The organism is Microcoleus sp. LAD1_D5 (genome assembly GCF_036702115.1).
In the GTDB taxonomy this organism is placed as follows: domain Bacteria; phylum Cyanobacteriota; class Cyanobacteriia; order Cyanobacteriales; family Microcoleaceae; genus Microcoleus.
The window spans coordinates 93,713-114,249 of record NZ_JAUBSA010000011.1; the positions used below are offsets into that span (position 1 = coordinate 93,713).

The window sequence follows — 20,537 nt, forward strand, 5'->3', positions numbered from 1 at the left end:
TTCCTGCTTACTCCTGGTGATTCAAAAAAATATTTTCTTAACTTGACAAAGTATATGATTTCTAGGCAGATAAGCAAGTCGGCCATTGGGAATACAGCGAAAATACGGGCTGCTAGCGGATGTTGAGACGGATTTGGGCGATCGGACTGTTGCTTAAAATACAGGTACGGACACGGCACTGCCGTGTCCGTAATGTGCCAAAGTGTAATCGATCGCCTGTTTTTCCAGGTTTGGCAAAAATCAAACTAATTTGTCAAATCCATTCTTTTTCATCGAGCGAATCTTTGGTCGCTATGAAATAACTCAACCCAAACCCATAGCATCATTTTCACATACTAACAATTTACCTTTCCCCTGATAAAACCAAACATAACCCTCCCCGCCGCCTTTGCCAAAATGACCTAATTTTCGATAATCTTCTTCAATCCCCTTGGTAAATCCTTTCACCAAATCGCAATCAGCTATCAAAGTTTCACCTGGTCTGAGTTCGACAACCTTAGCTGGTGAACTTGTAGCTGCTACAACAGTAGCTTTTTGCTCGCGCAAAGCTGTAACAGCAATTCTCCACCTACCGTCATTAGAAGCAGCCACTTGTCGGAATTTCAGTTTTTTAGCACCGATAACTACATTGTCCGAACAAAACTGAAATATACCATCATCAAACTCCCACTGCTCCGCATCCGAAAGCTCGATCGGCATATAATGCAGGAAATGCCCTTTTTGTCTCGGTTCCAGTTTCACCGTACCAGTCCCTTGATATACGGGAGCATTGTAGTCCATTTCCGTTGTCAAAGATACCCACATATCTTTCAAACGGTTATCCGTTTTATAAACACCGGAAGTCAATTTTCCCATACACCAATGCAGCGCACCTTTTTGAATTATCACTCCCGAATTGTTCAAGTTGATTTCCGCTTGCTGAACGAGGGGAATATTCTTAGTGGGATGATAAAACTTGTTGGTTTCTGGATTGATATTATTTTGGACATACCACAAATCCGTTGGTTCCAAAACCTTGATTTCGTATTTCATAATATACCTCGCGTACTTACTTGAAATGTGTTAAACATTTGACCCATGATTAGGAGATTCTGTGCTGCCGGACTTATCTTGGGAAATTTATCTTTTGCAGACATCCTCTGCTACTGTTAAATTATCTAGCTATATTAGCAATAGCAGACAGCGCCCCTCCACAATTGTTGAGAAAAATTTATGCCTGCGATCGCACAATCTCCCAATTTACCCATTTTAAACGAAATCAACTCAGGATTGCCCAATATTTGCGGCTTTGAAGCAGAAATCAGTGCCGCCGCCAATAGCAACGAACCACTCTTTCTACCTGCCACAAACCTCCGCCTCGAAAACATTCAAGCCGGATTCGCCTGCGCCCTGCATATGCACCAACCGACAATTCCTGCAGGTGCAAACGGCGAACTAATCTGCAATCTCCAGCATATGTTTGAACATCCCAACCAAGGAGACAATCACAACGCGGGAGTCTTTGCTTGGTGCTATTCTCGCATGGGAGAATTCATCCCACAACTGATTGCTGAAGGTTGCAACCCGCGAATTATGCTCGACTATTCCGGGAATTTGCTATGGGGATTGCGCCAAATGGGACGCGACGATATCTTTGATAATCTCAAGCGGATTACCTGCGATCCTCAATATCAACCTCACGTAGAATGGCTGGGCACAATGTGGAGTCACGCCGTCATTCCCTCAACTCCCATTCCCGACATCAAACTCCAAATTCAAGCATGGCAACATCATTTTGCAGCCATTTTTGGCATAGATGCTCTCAAGCGCGTTAAAGGTTTTTCGCCCCCAGAAATGCACTTTCCCAATCACCCAGATACGCTTTACGAATACATCAAAGCTTTGAAAGAATGTGGCTATCGCTGGCTGATGGTGCAGGAACATTCTGTAGAAAATCCCGACGGTTCGGGATTGTTGCAAGACCAAAAATATATTCCCAACCGTTTAGTCGCCCGCAATTCTCACGGCGAAACAATCAGCATCACGGCTTTGATTAAAACCCAAGGTTCTGATACGAAATTGGTTGGTCAAATGCAGCCTTATTACGAAGCAAAAGGACGCAATAAACAGCAAATTGGCAATATCACAGTTCCTTCTTTAGTGACTCAGATTGCCGACGGCGAAAATGGCGGCGTGATGATGAATGAATTTCCCAGCGCCTTTGTCAAAGCTTGGCACGAAAACCGCGAACAAGGCGGGGGGAAATCCGGTGTTGTTGGTTTAAACGGCACTGAATATTTGGAAATAATTGAGGCGGCGGGCGTTAATCCTGAAGATTATCCTGTTTGTCAGGGGATTAACCAGCACAAAATCTGGCACCTAGTCGATCCTGATAGTGCTACACCGGAAAAAGTCGAAAGTGCGATCGCCCAACTCAAGCAAACAGACCACAATTTTCACATGGACGGTGCTTCTTGGACAAACGATTTGAGTTGGGTGAAAGGCTACGAAAACGTCTTGGAACCGATGAATCTACTCAGCGCTGCATTCCACAAAAAATACGACCCGCTGGTGCAGCAAGATGCTTCAGTTACCAAGCAGTTTGAATACCAACAAGCTTTGCTTTACAACTTGCTGCTGCAAACAAGCTGTTTCCGCTATTGGGGACAGGGAACTTGGACTGATTACGCGCGGGAACTTTACAACCGCGGCGCTGCTTTAATGAAATAGCAGAATTTATCGTAAGGTGCGTCAGAAACAAATTGTTCGATCGGCATCAAATATCGGCGCTGACGCACCCTACATCTAGAAAACTTTATTGATAAAGAGAGGACTAAAGTCCTCATTACAAACACGGACTTAGCAATTACTGTCTACATTTCCTGCATCAACCGCAAATAATTCTGCCGCATCTGCGTCATATTTTCCATCATTCTATTAGCCATATCTTTCTCAACATCGCTCATTTGTTGCCAAAATAAAGCCGATCGCCTTGCCATAATTGCTTCTTCCCACAACATCTCCAAAAGTTGCGCCGCCATTGGGTTTTCAGCATCGATAATCCCGCACAATTGCTCGAATGCCCGGTTGGCTTCGGTGTGAGTGCTAACATCCTGAACCAGGGTTAGGCATTTCTTTAGTTGTACGATCGGATTTTCAGAAGAGTAAGCCATAATTTCACTAAGATAAGCGACAAAATTTACACTGATACCTTTGACATTACTAGAGTTGTGACACAGCCGTAGAGTTCCCTACATACCACCGCCAAGGCAAATCAATTCCTTGAGAAATCCCGATCCGCGTAGTTTGCACAAAATTTATTGTACCCTCCTCCACAGCTTGCTGAAATTGCTCGCTGCGGTGTTCCAACCGCAGCGGTTGGCCTGCACCCAAGGGAGAAACGCTTAAAGTTCGATCGATATCCAGCACCTTACACAGTTTCCCAGGCCCGGCGGCGAGGCGCGATCGCTTTTTTTCGGGGATGTGCGAGAAGGCTTTGGGAAACGCATCTAGCTGCAAAGCTCGAATCAGCACACCACTAGCAACTCCCTCTGCATCCGTCACGACATTGAAACAATGATACACCCCGTAGATTAGGTAAACGTAGCTCATACCAGCAGGCCCGAACATCACCTCATTGCGAGGAGTTCGCAGCCGATAAGCGTGACAAGCGGGGTCTCCGGGGCCGTAAGCTTCGGTTTCCACGATAATTCCCCGAATCGTCTCGCCGTCAGGAAACTGCCGCACCAGAGTACAGCCCAGCAAATCTGGCGCTACGCTGGTAGATGGCCGCGCCAGCCAAAAAGATTCTACAATCTGAGTATTTGCACTCACTCAACAACAGCAGGTAAATTATGGACGTTAAGTTAGTTTTAGCAGTCTTGACAGCAGTTTTCACGGTTTGCTGTCTGTTCTTCGGCACAAAAAACGGATTCTACGACACGGACAAGTATCACGGTAACGGTTCTGCTCACTAATTTTAGGCGTGCAGTTAGTTGCTTAAAAAAACCGCCGCCTGTCAGTCAGGCGGCGGTTTTGTTTTGTTTTAGCGGAACAGTTGTCAAGCAAGTATATGTCCTTGCGCCCGCAACGCAGTGGAAGAATATTGAATTATTTATTGAACCGCGAAGGCGCGAAGTACGCGAAGGAAGAAAAGAGAAGAGAAGAAGAAGGAGATGAGTTCGTAACTGCGGACTTTCTATGATGAGAGGTTGTTTTATTTGCTAGTTTCTCTAAGGGTGAATTTTGCCATCGGGCATTTTAGCTTCTTGCAAGCTAGCATTTGAGAAATCAGCGCATCCCATCAGGTTGAAACGCATTGTCGCTCCTTGCTCCGTTGCTTTCATATTGAAACCCACTACTGCATTTTCTGGGTTATTCTGTTCTGGAACAGCGGTGACATTAAAATCCATATTTGCTTCTTTTTCATTAGCCTCAAGGTTGAAAGTGATGCCAGCACAGCCCAAATCAGCTCCCGTCAGGTTGGCTTTATTTAAGTTAGCATTTTTTAGGTTGGCATTGGCTAATTTTGTTCCTGACAAATTAGCACCTTCGAGGTTCGCGCCCTGCAAGTTAAATCCTTGTAAGTCAAGTCCTTTCAAGTTGGCATTGCTGAAATTGCATTCTGGACATTGCTTGGTTTCCAGTAATTGCTTGACTTGGTTTTGTTGAGTTGAAGCCTGTATATATTTGACCGCAGTAAATATAACTGCGATCGACAAAGCAGCAGTAAGTAAATTTTTAAATTTCATAAAACTTCTGAAAAGCTTTCGTAGCTTTCTTTTGCGGTTAATATATTGCTACAGTAGGGCGATCGACCTCTCCAGAATTTCCCCAACAAAATTGTCGGCATCTGAGTCAAGCAGTCCGGCGCAATTAAACACCGCCGGACTTATAAATCCCGGCTCCTTTCCCTCGCCAGTGCTGCTTTGAGTTTCCGACTCATCCCGTCCGTCTGCTTCACTTCGCTTTGAGCAGTCCACAAAAGCAATTTATTGCTACCCAAGGGCGCGCATTGGCATATACCGGCAGACTGAAATAAAAGAAACTTTATTTATATCCCTGGAAAGAGGAAATTTTCGACAGACTTGAGGATAATTAAGGTACAAACGCAATACTGTACCTGCCCTATTAAGTTCTCAGCAACTACTTTTTTGTCCAAATTGCTTTGAGAAATTAATTTACTCTAAAAATTGTTGGCAGCAGGTCAGGCTCCTCAACCTCACCAGAACACACCCTACCTATAATCCCGACAATTCGGAGCGGCAATGAACACAATCAAATCCGAACCCAAAAGATCGCGCTTCATGGCTCTGCTGCTGACAACGCTGCTGACCTTTCCCTTTGTGAGTGCTTGCGGTTCTAGCCAGGAAAGTTCCCCTCCCCCGCGTCCTGTTGACAACACTCGCGCTGGAGGAGTGCAAACTAATCGGGGTTCCACTCCTTCGCCACAAGCAAAAAAAGGACTGAACAATGCTCAAAAAGTAGGGATTACTTTAGCAGGAGCAGCCGCCCTTTACTACATCTACAATCAGTACAAAAATAAACAAGAAAAGGGGCCGCAGGGAAAACATTACCTTTCCAAAAACGGTCGCGTTTACTACCGCGATGCCCAGAATCGCCCGGTCTGGGTAACGCCCCCCCCTGAAGGAATTAAAGTTCCGGAGTCCGAGGCAGCGCGTTACCGCGAATTCCAGGGGTACAACAACCAAAATACCGGTCGAGACCTTACTACCTTGCCCGAAGCTACAAGTCCTGTTCCGGCACAGTAGTCTAAGCATTTGAGATTTTAGATTGCAGGTTCCCTGATTTTCAATTAAATCTAGGATTCCCAATCTAAAACAACCATTTTTCAACACATAAAAAAGAGGAACTTTATCATGGTAGATGGATTTTTGCGGAATATAAAAAATGCGATCCTCGGACCAGACGGCGAGCAAGTCGATGCTGACGGCAATTACGAAGATCCCTCAAATCCGGGAGAGTACGGCAACGTGACTCCAGCCAGCGAAGACCCCTACGGCGACCCGGCTGAGTACGGAGAGTACGGCAACGTGACTCCAGCCAGCGAAGACCCCTACGGCGACCCGGCTGACTACGCCGGTACCGACTACGGACAGTACGGCAACGTGACTCCAGCCAGCGAAGACCCCTACGGCGACCCGGCTGACTACGTAGCGGATGCTGGAATGTTCGGTAACGTTAGTCCGGCCAGCGAAGACCCCTACGGCGACCCAGCGGATGACGAAGAGTTTAGTTGAGTCAGTTAGCTAGAAAAATTACCTGGTAAGCAACAGCACTCCTACGGGGGTGTTTTTTTTGGGGAAATACCAAGAGTGAGCGAAAGATGAGCGGAAAAGGGAACTCTTCAGGGGATAGAGAATCTGATATCAAATCCCTTAGCATCGGAATAGTAAATTCGAGTTGACTGTTGACTGTTGACAGTGAACAGTCAACAGTCAACATCATTCCGGTGTAACCGGAAATGATATGAAACCCTTAACGGACAAGAGAATTGTTAAACGGAGAGGGTGGGATTTGAACCCACGGAACCTTGCGGTTCACCTGATTTCAAGTCAGGCGCATTCGACCACTCTGCCACCTCTCCCGGTGCATAAATTTTATCATACCAGCAAATGTCTCTAACTACAAATAGCCGCAGATTCAGTGCGGCGATAAAGAATTTGTTCTCTTTCTACCGCGAAATCTTCGCCTACCCATACCAGAGACACTTCCGACACTGCTCCATTTTCCAGCAGGACGATCGAGAAATTCCGCAATTTCGAGCACTCTCTCTCCACAATTCGCGGTACGCTGGCCGCATTCAAATAAACTGTACCCTCCGCACTCACCTCCAGCGACTTCCGCAACTCGTGCTTCGTGTGCCGCAGTTTGTGGTGCATATGACCAAAAGTTACCAGAGGTATGTGCTTCCCAGAACTCCGAGTTCGATCGATCGCCTCCGCAAAATCCGGGTCGCCCCAATCTCCTCCCAACGGCTTCCAATCTCGCCCACAGGGGTCTTCAGGAGCCTCTCCTAACCCCGTAGGGCCCGTGTGACCCAAAAAAATCACATTTTCGCAATTGGCATCCGCCGCAGCCCCTGCTATGCGCCGCGCCGACTCCTCAAAACTTTCTACCCCAAACCACTCCGAGTAAAAATCCCCGTACTTCCACTCCGATCCCCCCCAAGTAAACGGGCGGCTTCCCACTACAGTTACGCCCAATTCTGGAAAATCCCGTTTCCCGTAACCGACGTGAGCTTCCCCCATTAAATCTAACTGCTGTTTTACCCAATTTTCTTGAGTACGATCGTAAGGACACTGACTGCGGCCCCACTCTGTCGCCGTGTACCAAGCATCGTGGTTCCCAAACACCGCTGCTTTCGCGATGTCCAATTGGGCGATCGCCCGCACCACCTCCACCGACTCATTACCATAATCCCCCACAAACAGCACCAAATCCACGCCCAGATGCTTGAGGGCCTCGCCGTCTTCAGGTTCCCAGTGATCGTGAACGTCCCCCACCACCGCAATTTTGATAGATTTAGCTTTATTCATGTGATTTGTCATGTGCGATCGATCCCTAGCCCCTTCTTACTCAGCATAGGAAACAGCGACCAATTTTTGCACTCTCCCGCAGCATATTTTGGATTGGAGATTGGAGATTTTAGATTGGCTCCACTGAACAGCCAGCACTTTTTGGTGAATTCAACTATAATTCAAAATACACTTTAGCTGTCTTCGCCACCTTCCCCGGAATATTCTAACTGTGTTTACCACCGCACCTGCTCCGAACTTTACTCAAACCCGACTGCCCGACGACTTGTTTGCAGCCATTAACGCCCTCAAACAAGAGTTGAACGCCGTCATTCTCGCCCACTATTACCAAGACTCCGAGATTCAAGACATCGCAGACTTCATTGGCGACTCCCTAGAACTTTCCCGCAAAGCCGCTAACACCAGCGCCGATGTCATAGTTTTTGCCGGAGTTCATTTCATGGCTGAAACCGCAAAAATTCTCAATCCCGACAAATTAGTATTGTTGCCAGACTTAAATGCTGGGTGTTCCCTCGCCGACAGTTGCCCTCCCGAAGCCTTTGCAGCTTTCAAAGCCGATCGACCAAGACATTTAGTAATTTCCTACATTAATTGTACCGCCGCAATTAAGGCAATGAGCGATATAATTTGCACCAGTTCTAACGCGGTTAAAATTGTCAACCAAATTCCAGAAAATCAGCCGATAATTTTTGGGCCCGATCGCAATCTCGGCCGCTACGTCATGGAACAAACTGGTAGAAAGATGGAAATCTGGCAAGGAGCCTGCATCGTTCACGAAAACTTCTCAGAAAAAAAGATAGTTCAACTCAAAATCGAAAATCCCGAAGCCGAAATAATTGCTCACCCAGAATGCGAACCTCCCGTGCTGCGCCACGCCAATTACATCGGCTCCACCACCGCTTTGCTCAAATACTCTCAAGCTAGTTCCAGCCAAGCTTTTATTGTTGCGACTGAACCGGGAATCATTCACCAAATGCAAAAGCAAGCTCCGCACAAACGCTTTATTCCCGCTCCTTCAACCAATAATAACTGTGCTTGCAACGAATGCCCGCACATGAGATTAAATACCTTGGAAAAATTGTATCTCTCCCTAAAAAATCAAACCCCCGAAATTACCATGCCCCTAGATATTCAACTAGCAGCCTTGCAGCCGATCCAGCGAATGCTAGAAATGAGCTAACCGCTGGCTATTTTTAAGTAAATTTATTGTGTGGTGGGTTTGGCGCGGCGATTAAATTAAATCATTGCCTAACCCACCAACATGGATCGGCAATCTGTGAATCAGTTGTCCACTCTTTCTCTTCTCTTCCTCTGCGGTGCTTACCTTTAAAACTCCTGAACCACGATAAATGATGTCCGAAAAACTGATTGTTTTCACCCGCTATCCAGAACCGGGAACAACCAAAACTCGACTAATTCCGGTGCTGGGAAAAACAGGCGCTGCCAACCTTCACCGCTTGATGGCCCAACGGACGATCGCCTGCGCTCTCTCTCTCCAAAAATCCCGCCGATTATCGGTAGAAATTCATCGAGCCGGTGGCAGTCCACAACTGATGCAAGAGTGGCTGGGAAGTGATATTTTTTGTGAAAATCAAATAGACGGTGATTTGGGCGCGAGAATGACAGCAGCGTTTCAAAAGTCTTTTAATTCAGGGGTTGAGAAAACTGCAATTATCGGCACTGATTGTCCGGGTTTGAAAGCAGAAATCATGGCACAAGCTTTTGAGGAATTGAGCAAGCACGATTTAGTTTTGGGTCCGGCAAAAGACGGAGGTTATTATCTGATCGGGCTGCGGCGATCGATACCGGAATTGTTCGATGGCATTCACTGGGGAAGCAGTCAAGTATTGGCTTGTACGCGGGCGATCGCCCAAAAGCTAGACCTCACTATTGCTTATCTTCCCACTCTTGCAGATATCGATAGACCAGAAGATCTCCTCGGTTTAGATATTAATATATTGAAATAACTAAACTCTATTTAATTTGTTTTAATTATTATAAATCGTCATATTTAATTAGATAAAACTACTTGATCGTGAAACCACAAAGTCATAATATAGTAATTGTATTTGTCTAACCAAATGCTGAATATCAGTAGCAGTTAGACAGCGCTTGGGACAATAGTCCCAGGCGCGAGAAGCAGCCAAAAAATACCAACAAAATTAGCAACTAACAGATCAGCTTTGTACAAAAGCCGCCCTGCCACAGGAAAGCCCAATGTAGGCGCAGGCCCGGTGTAAAACATGAGCAACTAATAGCTGAGTTTTTTACCAAACTCTCCCACCTTAAGACCAAATGTAGGGGCGAGCCCGGGGTCAAAAAGGGGCAAAATCAGCTTTGTACAAAATCCGCTCTCTCTCACGGGCTGCTTAATTCTGTATGTCGCCAAAAAATCCCAATATCAAAATTTCCATTATCATTCCAGTCTTAAACGAAGCACCTACAATTGCCTCAGTCATCTCCACCGCCCTTGAGGCCCAAAATGTCGAAATAATTGTCGCCGACGGTGGCAGCACCGACGGTACTACAGATATAGCAAAATCTTTGGGCGTCCGAGTTATCTCCACCGCCCCAGGCCGGGCCACCCAAATGAATGCAGGTGCCGCCGCAGCAACTGGAGAGATGTTGCTGTTTCTCCACGCAGACACTCTGTTGCCTCGCAGGTACGACTCTTGCGCGCGTCGGGTACTAGCTAACCCCTGTACGGTAGCGGGAGCCTTTGAACTCAAGATTGACGCCCGCAGTCTCAGCCTCCGGTTGGTAGAAACAGGGGTAAACTGGCGATCGAACTTTCTGCAAATGCCCTACGGCGATCAAGCTATTTTCCTCAACGCAGCTACCTTTGACAAAATCGGCGGTTTTCCCGACTTGCCCCTCATGGAAGACTTTGAATTCGTGCGCCGGTTGAAAAAACAAGGCCACATCGAAATAGTACCCCAGCCAGTGCTGACATCCGCCCGCCGCTGGCAGCAGCTTGGGGTCATCAAAACCACCGCCATCAATCAAATAGTAATCATCGCTTATTTCCTCGGAGTGTCGCCCGATCGACTCGCTTTCTGGTATAAGAGGCAAAAGAAAAATTCTTCCAAAAACTAAAGAATAGTGAACTTTTCTAAAGCTCGCCGTTAATTATGTAAATAGGAAACACGTCCCTGCGTAAAATATGACTTGAACGCCTCAACTTTATTAAACTGCGAGGACAAACAGAATATGGCAGATCCCAGAGATGCAGAGCTTATTAAACCCTTTAACGGCGACCCCTTCACGGGTCATCTAGCCACCCCCATCAGTGCTTCTGATTTCACCAAAGCATTCATTGGGAACTTGCCCATCTACCGCAAAGGACTCTCGCCCCTAGTTCGAGGTCTAGAAATCGGTTTGGCACACGGTTATTTCCTCATCGGCCCCCAAATCGTCTTCGGACCGCTGCGGGATTATCCAGAAGCAGCTAATCTCGGCGGCTTATATACAGCCCTCGTCTTAGTTCTGCTTGGCACAATAGGTCTGTCTCTTTACGGTTTAGTCTCTTTTAAACAAGACAACACCAGCTACCCTAGCGCTAATCCCATGACCCCCGATGCCCTCAGAAATTCTGAAGGGTGGAGCCAGTATACCGCTGGTTTCTTCATTGGTGGCATGGGCGGCGTCTTTCTTGCCTACTTCTTACTCGAAAACTTTAATGGCCTCGATGCCATTTTCCGGGGTTTAGTCAACAATTAGGCTTCACTCCCAAATATCCCTGTTGCAACACACTAACTTTAGTTTGGAGAATTTGATATGACAGGTTCCTACGCTGCTTCTTTCTTGCCTTGGATCATGATTCCCCTAATTACCTGGGTGATGCCCGTTGTGGTAATGGGTTTGTTGTTTATCTACATTGAAAGCGACGCCTGATCCTTACCCCTAAAGTAAGACCTAAGTTGGAAAGCCGAAGTAAGACGATTGATCAACAATTGCTCTGAAATTTCTCGATAAATCTAGGGAAAATCAGCAAAAATTGTTTTGAGATTGCTGGCTATCAGAAAACTTAGTTTCTTTACCCCCATCCCCAGAATTTATCTGTGGAGCAATCTTTCAGTTTTCTTCCTTCAAAACTCGTAATTGCAAAAAAATCCTCTGCCTGCAGGCAGAGGATTTTTTTGCAAAGAAGACAAATCATCCATCAGAGCACACAAATTGCCAAATTCTAAGCGACAATTGTTATGGAAACCTACTAATGAGGAGACAGCGATGCAATTTTTCCCCGCACGCCGCATCTTAGCTCCATTCCTGATCTCGGTCCTGCTGTTAGTGACCGCCTGCGGTCAAACCCAAGCCCCATCACGCTGGGACAAAGCCCAGGAGGAAAGCACCCAAAAACCTGCTAAAGCCAAGCAGACAACTGCTGATAAATCAAGTGCTAGTAATCAAAACCTGCCCAAGAAGGCAGTTGCAGGCGGTAAGTTAAATAAATACTTCCCGTCTTCTGGCGGCGGATTCGATCGCGTTTTTGCTCAAGAAAAATCTGGTTTTGCTGAAGCTAAGTTGAACAAAGACGGTAAAAATGTCGCGGTGCTCTCGATTAACGACATCGCCGGCAACCCCAGCGCAGGTGCAAAATTTAAGCAAAGTACCAAGCAAATCAGTGGCTATCCCGTCGTTAATCAGGGTGCTAATGGTACCGCTGTTTTAGTGGCAAATCGCTATCAGGTGAAAGTTCAATCACGCAGTCCCTCTTTTACCGCGAGCGATAGGGAAGCTTGGCTGTCAAAATTTAACCTGGGCGGCCTCGCCCGCCTCAAGTAGCAACGTCTTTTGTCAAACTCCGCGCCCGACTCAAGTCTGGCGCTATCACCACGAAGTCTGCCCGAATGAGACTGTGAAGTTCTTGGCATCTGCCAAAAGTAATACCTTTGATTCCAGTTCCAGCAAAAGGAGTTTTTTGTGAGCAAAACAGTCTTTGAATTAGTCGATCAACTGCCTCAAGACAACATGACTGTCAAAGCCCTGCGAGCGCTTGACTTTGTGGTTCCCGGTGAGTGGAACAATTTAGTTGGCTTTGAAAATACCATTCGCACCGTTACTGGCGAAACAGACGAAGAACTGATTCAGCAAATTGGCGAGCGCGCCATCTACCTCTTCAACGATAAGTCTCAGGGCTATCAACGCGCTCTCTGGCTTTACCAAACTATTGACAGTACCGACAAGGCTTTGGGCACTGCCGCCCTCGCTAACAAAGTCTCCCAAAATGTGCCGTTTTTGTCCCTGCTGGGCAATCTCACTCCCAAGCCGGAAAAAGCTCAAACGATCGACCTTTCTTTGAAGTTAGTCGTTGAGTTGCTGGCTTTTTGCCAAATTAACGGCCTTCCCGGCGACAGCATCGGCGATTTTGCTGCTTCCTTGGGCGACTACGGCGGCGAATCCCTGATGCGGATGGCTGCTTTGGTTTGTTTTGACGGTTTGATTCCCCTGGGCCCGGACTTTATCATGGCAACTCAGTCTTGGATTCAAAAGCTCTCCCCAAACGATTTGCAAGATAATCAGGCCTTTAAGTCGATCGGTGGCATGATTCCAGGGGGCTCTCCCGCCGGCCAACTCGGCTTTATTGGCGAAAGCTTTAACTCGGTTTCTGGCTGGATGAGCTCTTTTGTGAGCGATCGAGGTTTGACTCCTCAAAACGTACTCGGCCACTTGCAGAGTTTTGTAGAAATTTCTGCTGACAAGGTGGACTACGTGGGCGCATTCCTCGACATGACTACCAACTACTACGAACACACTGGTGTTCAAACTCTCGCCCGCCGTTTGATTGAACGAGCTGTCGCTGAGATTTAGAATAACCAAAGGAGTTGTGATCTTTGCCGGTGATCGCCCTGAGTGTGTTGAGTTCAAATTTTTTTGAATCGCAATTTTCTCAGGTTGGTTTTCGATAAAAAGTTTCGGCGATCAAAAAAGTCGATCGCCCGCACCTGCACTCACAACTCCTTTTACCGATCACTTTTAAAAGGAACCGTTAATGCCAGAAGAACCGCAAAATCCTACCGCTGGAGAATCGGAAACTCCCAGTGCTTCGATCGAGCACGCCCCGAGTACCGACACAGCCGAGACAACCGACTTTCCCAGCACTGACAAGCCTCAGCCGACTGCTAAAAAACCCGCAGCCAAGAAAGAACCGCAAAATCCTACCGCTGGAGAATCGGAAACTCCCAGTGCTTCGATCGAGCACGCTCCGAGTACCGACACAGCCGAGACAACCGACTTTCCCAGCACTGACAAGCCTGAGCCGGCTGCTAAAAAGCCCCCAGCCAAGGCCGAAGGCGACAAGCCCCCAGCTAAAGCTAAAAAGGAAAAAGCACCTGCTGTTGAAGACAAGCCCTTTGCGGAATTTATTCAACAAGATTATTTGCCCGCTTTGCAAACTGCTTTGACTAAGCAGGGCGTTAAGGATTTAGAGGTGAGTTTGGCAAAGCAAAAACTCCCCATTGCGGGCATGAGTTCCGCCGGCGATTGCTGGCAGGTAATTGGTAAATTTCAAGAAGGTCAGCGCCAATTTAACCTGTATTTTCCTCAAGAAAATATTCAAAGTCAAAGGGCGTTTTCCTGCGCTGAAAATAATACCAAAACTAGCACTTTAGAGCCTTTTTTGATAGATGAGCGCAAGGTAACACTCGACCTCATGGTCTTTGGCGTCGTCCAGCGACTTAACGCTCAAAAATGGCTAAATCTTAATTAGTTATTAGTCATTAGTTATTAGTCATTAGTGGCTGGTATTTAGGTAGTTACTAATGAGTGTGAGGGCGGGTTAATTGGGATAGGAACTTTACCGATCGCCCAATCTCTAATTTTGCCCCGACTGACTCAATAGTGAGAAGTCATATCTAATGACTATTAACTAATGACTGCTGACTAATGACAGATTTTCTTCGGATTTGGTCAAAAAATTGCGAGCTTGCATAATCGCAAAAAGGTCAACATCGGTTTCTAACAAACAAGCATGACCGCTGTTAGCCAGCAGCACCATTTGAGCCTTGGGAATTACCTTGACTAAAAGCTTCGCTTCTGCTAAAGAAGGCAGCAGCCGATCGGCACCGCTAGCAATTACTAGCGTCGGCTGTTTGATGCCACGCAACTGATTTTCGTCCACATTAAACGATCGCACTAACGCCAATCTCCACACAGACGTATTTTGCGGTACTGCTTGCATCGCTTCTAGCAAAGCTCGCCGATCGTCGCGCCCAATCTTTCCTAATGATGCTAATATCGGCAATAAACCGATTACCGACAGCGGATAAAGGTTGGCCGGCAGCCACTGAGTCAGGTACGAGCCCCACTGCACCCAAGGCTGCTGTCGAAACGAAGAAGCGGGATTGACTAACATTAATCGATCGCACAATTGAGGAGCTTTTAACACAACTTTCATCGCTAAACAGCCCCCAAATGACTCGCCGCACAGATAAACCGGTCGCTGCTGCTTTCCGGCTTGCTTTTCGGCTTCAATTAAGGCAATTGTTTCCCCAACCAGTACATCCCAACTAGGCCTATCGTCCGCAGGTAAAGTTAAGCAACGAATGTCGAAATGATTGGCTAATTTAGGAATTTGGGAGCGCAGCAGCAAACCGCCCCCGTCCATACCGGGCAAAAATACAAATAAAGGGCGATCTGGTTTTGGGGGTTTGGGGGTTAGGAAACGAACCTTATTGTTAGCTTTTGCCATGATTCAAGTCAATCGATTTTAGATTTTAGATTAAAGAATTGGAAATCTGACACCAGCCTACAGCCAACACTCAACAGTCAACCAGCTTACAAACACCCTCGTTGGAGTAATTCTGCAATTTCCCCCTGACAGTGCTCTGTGAGTTCAGCAACAACTGCTTTGGCTTTTTTGCCTCGATATTGCTGCTGTCTCTCGACAGTAATCCAGTAAGGTCGGCCGATTAAAACATTAACTCGCTGATAAATTATCATAGGATGCCACCCAGATTGATCGAACAGTGGTTCCGAAGGATCAAAAAAACTCAACAACTTGAGGGGTACACCCGATCGTACCGACTTTTCCTCAAAAGAACTAATCGCCACCGGCAAAACCGCCAAATCCCGCACCGGCGCCCGCAAAGCCAAATGAGCAAATCCCCGCTGAAACTTCCCCACAGTATTGGGCCCAGTTAACTTCACCATCGGTTCTGCACCCTCTGGAAACACCCCCACCATCGCCCCGCCTTGCAGGAGCGCTGTCGCTTGAGAGAAAAAATGCTGCTGTCGGTGCTCGGGTCCTTCCAAGGGGAAAGCGCCGAAAGTCGTGACCACTTCCCTCATCACCGGAACTTGACCCATGTAATGATGACAAGCAAAGCGGATCGATCGACCCAAAGCCGCCGTCAGCAGCACAGGATCTAAGAAACTGCGGTGATTGCTCACCACCAGCACCGGACTCTCCTGGGGAATCCGGTCTTCGCGGTACAGAAACATCTGCGTTCCCAAACCAGCCAGGAAACAGCGCGAAATCAGCAATTTGCTCTCTGAAAACATGGGCCAAAGACAGGTGGGACGCTATAAAGGTTGATTCTATTCCCATGTAGCTTAACATTTCTTTACCAAGTCGGGGCTCCCTCAAAAAGTAGACTTTCCCCTTATGCGTTTGTTTCGTAATCCTGGACGCATAGGCAGTCATCACCTTGGTTTTTTGGCGCGTTTACTTCAAGTGGGCCCGCCAAAACAGTAAAAAACCCGGTTTCTAGGCCGGGCGAGTGCGATCGTCAACTGTGTCGGCAGAAATCCCCCCTCAGAAGCAAAAATTTATCAAGTGTTGTGGCAACTTATTAAAGAATGTTTACAACAACCCCAAAACCAAGTTGCGACAGCTAAACTTAGAAATTTACAGTGGGCATTAACGCACTGTCAAAGTATTTTTGGACAAGTCGTAATAGCAATCTCGCGAGGCATCAAATGAATAACATCCAAAACTATCGCCTTAAATGTACCCTCACCTTTGGCGACATTTACGGTCAAATCATTGTTTGGCTGATAGTCATCTTCCTAAGTCTAGCGTCGGCACTCGCCTTGTGGAGTAGCGCCCGCCAAATCTACGCCTTGGCTACCGTCGGCTTGATTTTAGTGCTGTCTCTGCCCTTCTTGCTGTTTGCTTTCGTTACAACTCTGCTAAATAACATTGAAGTGCTTGCCGTAGAGCCCGGCACGGAAACTCAACCTTCTGCAACGGGAAATCAGTCTACTCAGCAGTCTGTCGAAAGCGCCGGCTAGTCCAATTTGAGATTTTAACTTTTGATTTGAATGGAAAATCAAAAGTTAAAAAACTTCCCGCTCTTTTGGTAGGAAGTTTTTTTTTGCGTCACCATAAGTTGAGCACAACACTCAAAATAATTAAAAAAAATGCTAGAACACGACGTAATCATTGTAGGCGGCGGTTTAGCAGGTTGCCGCGCCGCAGTAGAAATTGCTCGGACTGACCCCAGTTTAAAGGTAGCTGTCGTCGCCAAAACTCACCCGATTCGATCGCACTCCGTCGCAGCCCAAGGTGGGATGGCCTCCAGCCTCCAAAATGTCGATCCAGAAGACAGTTGGAAAGCCCACGCCTTCGACACAGTAAAAGGTTCAGACTATTTAGCCGACCAAGACGCGGTAGAAATCCTCACCCGCGAAGCACCCGGTGTAGTCATAGATTTAGAACACATGGGAGTCCTCTTCTCCCGCCTCCCAGACGGCAGAATTGCCCAGCGCGCTTTCGGCGGACATTCCCACCGCCGCACCTGCTACGCCGCCGACAAAACCGGTCACGCCATCCTCCACGAATTAGTCAATAATCTCCGCCGTTACGGGGTTCACATCTATCAGGAGTGGTATGTCACGCGCCTGATTTTGGAAGAAGGCCAAGCCAAGGGGGTAGTTATGTACCGCCTTCTAGACGGTCAAATTGAGGTTGTCCGTGCTAAGGCGGTGATGTTTGCCACGGGCGGTTACGGCCGAGTTTACAATACCACGTCGAACGATTACGCCTCCACTGGAGACGGTTTGGCGATGACGGCTTTAGCTGGATTGCCGCTGGAAGATATGGAATTCGTACAGTTTCACCCGACGGGTTTGTATCCCGTGGGAGTGTTGATTTCCGAGGCTGTGCGGGGCGAAGGCGCTTATTTGATTAATTCAGAGGGCGATCGATTTATGGCGAATTATGCGCCGTCGCGAATGGAATTAGCGCCCAGAGATATCACCTCGCGGTCAATTTCCATAGAAATTCGCGCCGGCAGAGGAATTAATGTTGATGGTAGTGCCGGCGGCCCCTTTATCTACCTCGATTTGCGGCACATGGGACGCGAAAAAATTATGAGCAAAATTCCTTTTGCTTGGGAAGAAGCCCACCGTTTGTTAGGAATTGATGCCGTAAATCAGCCGATGCCCGTCCGCCCTACCGTTCACTATTCAATGGGGGGAATTCCTACTAATGTTAGCGGGCAAGTTCGCAGCAGTCCTGACAGTTTGGTAGACGGTTTCTTTGCAGCCGGCGAAGCAGCTTGCGTGTCAGTTCACGGTGCCAACCGTTTGGGCAGCAATTCGCTGTTAGAATGCGTAGTTTATGGCAAAGTTACTGGCGCAACCATAGCACGATTCGTACAAAATCGCAAGTTGCCTGCCATAGACGAACAGCGTTATATTGCGGAAGCAAAAGAGCAAATTCAGGCACTTTTAGAACGTCCCGGAAAATACCGCATCAATCAAATCCGGCAGCAGTATCAAGATACTATGACTGAGTATTGTGGTGTATTTCGTAGCGCCGAATTGATGCAGGAAGGTTTAAAGAAATTGGAGGATTTAGAGCGACAATATGAGGAGGTTTACTTAGACGATAAAGGCAAGTTGTGGAATACGGAAATTGTGGAAGCTTTGGAGTTGCGGAGTTTGATAATTGTCGGCAAAATGATTTTAACTTCTGCTTTGAACCGGCAGGAAAGTCGGGGAGCTCATTCGCGGGAAGATTTTACTGAGCGTGATGATGGGAATTTCTTGAAGCATACAATGGCGTATTATTCGCCTGCAGGGATTGATTTGGCTTATATGCCGGTGGCGATTACGATGTTTGAGCCACAGGAGAGGAAGTATTAATATATCGAAAAAAGCCAGGGATTAAAATCCCTGGCAAACTAGCGTTTTATTGACGGAGATGCCGCCTAAAATGAGTTATAATTAATTTGAAAATCATCTTAAAAATGACTGAGGCACAGGGAAAAATAAATCGGGGTTTGTGATTTTTGAAATATATTGATCGAGCGTAATTTCTGTAGGGGCGGGTTCACCAAAATATTTAACACCCACGAACTAATTATAAAACCCGCCCCCACCATCCAAAAATTAATAATTCAAGTAAACACAATCTACTGAGTTTGCCGTTTGTTCAACTCTGGGATATAACTGTAAATAAGGCAGTGTTATACTGCTTTTATGGGGCATAATGCCGAATCTTTTAGAGTTATACCGCACCGATCAGCGATTTTCTAAACTGTTCAAAATAATATATGAGTAAAACGACACAGACATCTCAATTCCAGCAAGCTCTTGAAGCTGTAGAAGTTTTATCATTAGAAGATCAAGCCATGCTTCTAGATATTCTTCAGAATCGTCTGCGACAACAGCGACGAAATGAATTACTCAAGGAAGTGGCAGAAGTTCGTCAAGAGTATGCTGAGGGCAATGTTAAATTTGGGTCGGTAGCCGATTTTATGGCGGAGTTGGATGATTGATGAAAATTGGTTGGACTCCCAAATCTATTCGTACTTTCAAAAAGTTAGTTCGTAAAAATCCTCAGCTTCGCCTTTTAATTGAAGCTACGCTTGAACTTTTGTCTGAAGACTGCTTTAACCCCAGCTTGCGAACTCACAAACTGACAGGAGATTTATCGGGTATCTGGTCGTGTTCAATAGATTATGATTATCGGATTTTATTTGAGTTTGTGACCGATCCAGAAGATGAGGAGGAAGCTATTTTATTGCTCAAAATGGGTTCTCATGATGAAGTCTATTAAGACCGATCGCCCTTTTCCCCAATTCTCTCTCACTATCTCACTCTCCAGCATTCTCCGTCACTTCCTCCACGGATAAACTTAACGCCTCCGCCACCTGTTCGCCACTCAAACCCATTCCCAACAACCGGGGAATTGCATCCCTTCTTGTGTGAAATTCAGCTTGTCGTGCCTGTTCTGCACTCTCGGCCCTTTCCCGCTGTTGTTCCCCTCGCAATCTCTCCAATTCGGCTCTTTCATCGCCAATCAACAGCAAATTACCTTCCTCGTCCCACCAGCGCAGCCAAAGCATGGTTTGATTTTGATAACTGCCTTGCCAAAGTCCCAATTCTACGCTTAAAGGTGCAATGGGAAAATGACCGCGCTGATTGAGTTCTAACAGTTGATAATACCCGTCAATCAACCGATAAACTTCTAATCTACCATTATTAACTTGGTAGATGCCGTAATAGGGAATTCGCATCACCCGTTCGTACACCCAAAACTTGCCCGGTTTCGTTATTACCCCTTCATCAGTGCGAGATAAAGGAGTACGATCGCGCTCTTCATCCCCGTTCCCGCTAGCAAATTCCAAAGCAATTAACGGTGCTATGTGTTCCCGCCACAGCACGTAGGAACGCCGAATTTGACCGTCAATGTTAGGAGGTACATTCGGAACGTAAAACCAATCAGGAGCTTCTGCACCTTGTTCCGCCGGTTCAGTTTCTCGCCAGTAAATGCCGCAGTCTTGACCGATGGCATATTGTCCGTCTGGATGCCGCTCCTGCAAAATCGGGCCGATCGAATCAGTTAAAATTAAACTTTGCGGATGCTCCTGAAAATTTTTTACAAAAGTACCGTCGGAGTCTGGTAATTGAGTGTGGTCTGGAAAAGCAGGAGGTAGAACAACGCGGTTAACGCTAGTAGTCATAATTCCCTCCGAGGTCTTACATAATTGGTAATTAGTAATTGGTAGTCGGTAACAGGACGCTGGGCGCGAGGTCTTAGAAACCCGG

At 46.9% G+C, this 20,537-nt stretch carries 25 protein-coding genes and 1 tRNA gene; 16 read left to right on the forward strand and 10 right to left on the reverse strand.

From position 1 onward, the window contains the following. Positions 1-303: 303 nt before the first annotated feature. Positions 304-1,032 (reverse strand): AIM24 family protein, encoded by a 729-nt coding sequence (locus QUA70_RS07860; protein ID WP_333346049.1) that lies wholly within the window; start codon positions 1,030-1,032, stop codon positions 304-306. 180 nt (positions 1,033-1,212) lie between these two features. On the opposite strand from QUA70_RS07860, the gene QUA70_RS07865 reads away from it, so the two are divergent. Further along, positions 1,213-2,709 (forward strand): glycosyl hydrolase family 57, encoded by a 1,497-nt coding sequence (locus QUA70_RS07865; RefSeq protein ID WP_333346047.1) that lies wholly within the window; start codon positions 1,213-1,215, stop codon positions 2,707-2,709. Positions 2,710-2,852: 143 nt separating this feature from the next. Here the strand turns inward: QUA70_RS07865 and QUA70_RS07870 are convergent, their stop codons facing one another. Further along, positions 2,853-3,152 (reverse strand): hypothetical protein, encoded by a 300-nt coding sequence (locus QUA70_RS07870; protein ID WP_333027404.1) that lies wholly within the window; start codon positions 3,150-3,152, stop codon positions 2,853-2,855. A 49-nt stretch (positions 3,153-3,201) separates the two neighbouring features. Continuing rightward, positions 3,202-3,813, reverse strand: a complete 612-nt coding sequence (locus QUA70_RS07875) for a DNA-3-methyladenine glycosylase (RefSeq protein ID WP_333346044.1) — start codon at positions 3,811-3,813, stop codon at positions 3,202-3,204. Between the two features lie 20 nt (positions 3,814-3,833). Between QUA70_RS07875 and QUA70_RS07880 the strand changes: the two genes are divergently transcribed. Continuing rightward, positions 3,834-3,956, forward strand: coding sequence for a hypothetical protein (locus tag QUA70_RS07880; RefSeq protein ID WP_006633228.1), 123 nt, complete (start codon positions 3,834-3,836; stop codon positions 3,954-3,956). Positions 3,957-4,211: 255 nt separating this feature from the next. Here the strand turns inward: QUA70_RS07880 and QUA70_RS07885 are convergent, their stop codons facing one another. Together QUA70_RS07885 and QUA70_RS07890 are read right to left on the reverse strand one after the other, a co-directional pair. Then, the gene (locus QUA70_RS07885) at positions 4,212-4,730 is read right to left on the reverse strand and encodes a pentapeptide repeat-containing protein (protein WP_333346041.1); all 519 of its coding nucleotides are present in this window, start codon (positions 4,728-4,730) and stop codon (positions 4,212-4,214) included. Positions 4,731-4,778: 48 nt separating this feature from the next. Continuing rightward, positions 4,779-4,961 (reverse strand): hypothetical protein, encoded by a 183-nt coding sequence (locus QUA70_RS07890; protein WP_333346038.1) that lies wholly within the window; start codon positions 4,959-4,961, stop codon positions 4,779-4,781. A gap of 285 nt (positions 4,962-5,246) precedes the next feature. Here QUA70_RS07890 and QUA70_RS07895 point away from each other — a divergent pair, with 285 nt between their 5' ends. Together QUA70_RS07895 and QUA70_RS07900 are read left to right on the forward strand one after the other, a co-directional pair. Beyond that, positions 5,247-5,750, forward strand: coding sequence for a hypothetical protein (locus QUA70_RS07895; protein WP_333335396.1), 504 nt, complete (start codon positions 5,247-5,249; stop codon positions 5,748-5,750). Positions 5,751-5,858: 108 nt separating this feature from the next. Then, a complete protein-coding gene (locus QUA70_RS07900) occupies positions 5,859-6,239 on the forward strand; it encodes a translation initiation factor (protein ID WP_333346035.1) in 381 nt (126 codons plus the stop codon). A 262-nt stretch (positions 6,240-6,501) separates the two neighbouring features. Here the strand turns inward: QUA70_RS07900 and QUA70_RS07905 are convergent. Both QUA70_RS07905 and QUA70_RS07910 read right to left on the reverse strand, forming a co-directional pair. Next, positions 6,502-6,586: transfer RNA gene (locus QUA70_RS07905), tRNA-Ser, on the reverse strand. Positions 6,587-6,620: 34 nt separating this feature from the next. Further along, positions 6,621-7,538 (reverse strand): TIGR04168 family protein, encoded by a 918-nt coding sequence (locus tag QUA70_RS07910; protein WP_333335390.1) that lies wholly within the window; start codon positions 7,536-7,538, stop codon positions 6,621-6,623. A 211-nt stretch (positions 7,539-7,749) separates the two neighbouring features. On the opposite strand from QUA70_RS07910, the gene nadA reads away from it, so the two are divergent. The 8 genes from nadA to QUA70_RS07950 all read left to right on the forward strand — a co-directional run bounded on the left by nadA (position 7,750) and on the right by QUA70_RS07950 (position 14,247). After that, positions 7,750-8,718 (forward strand): quinolinate synthase NadA, encoded by a 969-nt coding sequence (gene nadA, locus QUA70_RS07915; RefSeq protein WP_333335387.1) that lies wholly within the window; start codon positions 7,750-7,752, stop codon positions 8,716-8,718. A gap of 169 nt (positions 8,719-8,887) precedes the next feature. Beyond that, positions 8,888-9,505 carry a TIGR04282 family arsenosugar biosynthesis glycosyltransferase gene (locus tag QUA70_RS07920; RefSeq protein ID WP_333335384.1) on the forward strand — a complete coding sequence of 206 codons (618 nt, stop codon included), beginning with the start codon at positions 8,888-8,890 and terminating at the stop codon, positions 9,503-9,505. 412 nt (positions 9,506-9,917) lie between these two features. After that, the gene (locus QUA70_RS07925) at positions 9,918-10,634 is read left to right on the forward strand and encodes a TIGR04283 family arsenosugar biosynthesis glycosyltransferase (RefSeq protein ID WP_333335381.1); all 717 of its coding nucleotides are present in this window, start codon (positions 9,918-9,920) and stop codon (positions 10,632-10,634) included. 114 nt (positions 10,635-10,748) lie between these two features. Beyond that, on the forward strand, positions 10,749-11,258 hold the full coding sequence (locus tag QUA70_RS07930) for a photosystem I reaction center protein subunit XI (protein WP_333335378.1): 510 nt from the start codon (positions 10,749-10,751) through the stop codon (positions 11,256-11,258). 57 nt (positions 11,259-11,315) lie between these two features. Beyond that, complete coding sequence (locus QUA70_RS07935; RefSeq protein ID WP_333335376.1) at positions 11,316-11,432, forward strand: photosystem I reaction center subunit VIII; 117 nt, start codon at positions 11,316-11,318, stop codon at positions 11,430-11,432. A gap of 336 nt (positions 11,433-11,768) precedes the next feature. Continuing rightward, entirely contained in the window at positions 11,769-12,323 is a 555-nt protein-coding gene (locus tag QUA70_RS07940; protein WP_333335373.1) for a hypothetical protein, read from the forward strand. A gap of 138 nt (positions 12,324-12,461) precedes the next feature. After that, positions 12,462-13,349: a hypothetical protein gene (locus QUA70_RS07945; protein ID WP_333335370.1), complete on the forward strand. Its 888-nt coding sequence runs from the start codon at positions 12,462-12,464 to the stop codon at positions 13,347-13,349. A gap of 181 nt (positions 13,350-13,530) precedes the next feature. Beyond that, complete coding sequence (locus QUA70_RS07950; RefSeq protein ID WP_333335368.1) at positions 13,531-14,247, forward strand: DUF2996 domain-containing protein; 717 nt, start codon at positions 13,531-13,533, stop codon at positions 14,245-14,247. A 159-nt stretch (positions 14,248-14,406) separates the two neighbouring features. Here QUA70_RS07950 and QUA70_RS07955 read toward each other — a convergent pair whose 3' ends face one another. Both QUA70_RS07955 and QUA70_RS07960 read right to left on the reverse strand, forming a co-directional pair. Continuing rightward, complete coding sequence (locus tag QUA70_RS07955; protein WP_333335365.1) at positions 14,407-15,228, reverse strand: alpha/beta hydrolase; 822 nt, start codon at positions 15,226-15,228, stop codon at positions 14,407-14,409. An 86-nt stretch (positions 15,229-15,314) separates the two neighbouring features. Then, positions 15,315-16,040, reverse strand: coding sequence for a lysophospholipid acyltransferase family protein (locus QUA70_RS07960; RefSeq protein WP_333335362.1), 726 nt, complete (start codon positions 16,038-16,040; stop codon positions 15,315-15,317). A 417-nt stretch (positions 16,041-16,457) separates the two neighbouring features. On the opposite strand from QUA70_RS07960, the gene QUA70_RS07965 reads away from it, so the two are divergent. The 4 genes from QUA70_RS07965 (at position 16,458) to QUA70_RS07980 (ending at position 19,545) form a co-directional block, all read left to right on the forward strand. After that, the gene (locus QUA70_RS07965; RefSeq protein WP_333335359.1) at positions 16,458-16,772 is read left to right on the forward strand and encodes a hypothetical protein; all 315 of its coding nucleotides are present in this window, start codon (positions 16,458-16,460) and stop codon (positions 16,770-16,772) included. Positions 16,773-16,901: 129 nt separating this feature from the next. Continuing rightward, positions 16,902-18,629, forward strand: coding sequence for a succinate dehydrogenase/fumarate reductase flavoprotein subunit (locus QUA70_RS07970; RefSeq protein WP_333346032.1), 1,728 nt, complete (start codon positions 16,902-16,904; stop codon positions 18,627-18,629). Between the two features lie 410 nt (positions 18,630-19,039). Further along, on the forward strand, positions 19,040-19,264 hold the full coding sequence (locus tag QUA70_RS07975) for a hypothetical protein (RefSeq protein WP_096831014.1): 225 nt from the start codon (positions 19,040-19,042) through the stop codon (positions 19,262-19,264). After that, complete coding sequence (locus tag QUA70_RS07980) at positions 19,264-19,545, forward strand: type II toxin-antitoxin system RelE/ParE family toxin (RefSeq protein WP_172191064.1); 282 nt, start codon at positions 19,264-19,266, stop codon at positions 19,543-19,545. Before QUA70_RS07975 ends, QUA70_RS07980 begins: the two co-directional genes overlap by 1 nt. A 37-nt stretch (positions 19,546-19,582) precedes the next feature. Here the strand turns inward: QUA70_RS07980 and QUA70_RS07985 are convergent, their stop codons facing one another. Then, the gene (locus QUA70_RS07985) at positions 19,583-20,452 is read right to left on the reverse strand and encodes a Uma2 family endonuclease (protein ID WP_333346029.1); all 870 of its coding nucleotides are present in this window, start codon (positions 20,450-20,452) and stop codon (positions 19,583-19,585) included. Positions 20,453-20,537: the final 85 nt, after the last annotated feature.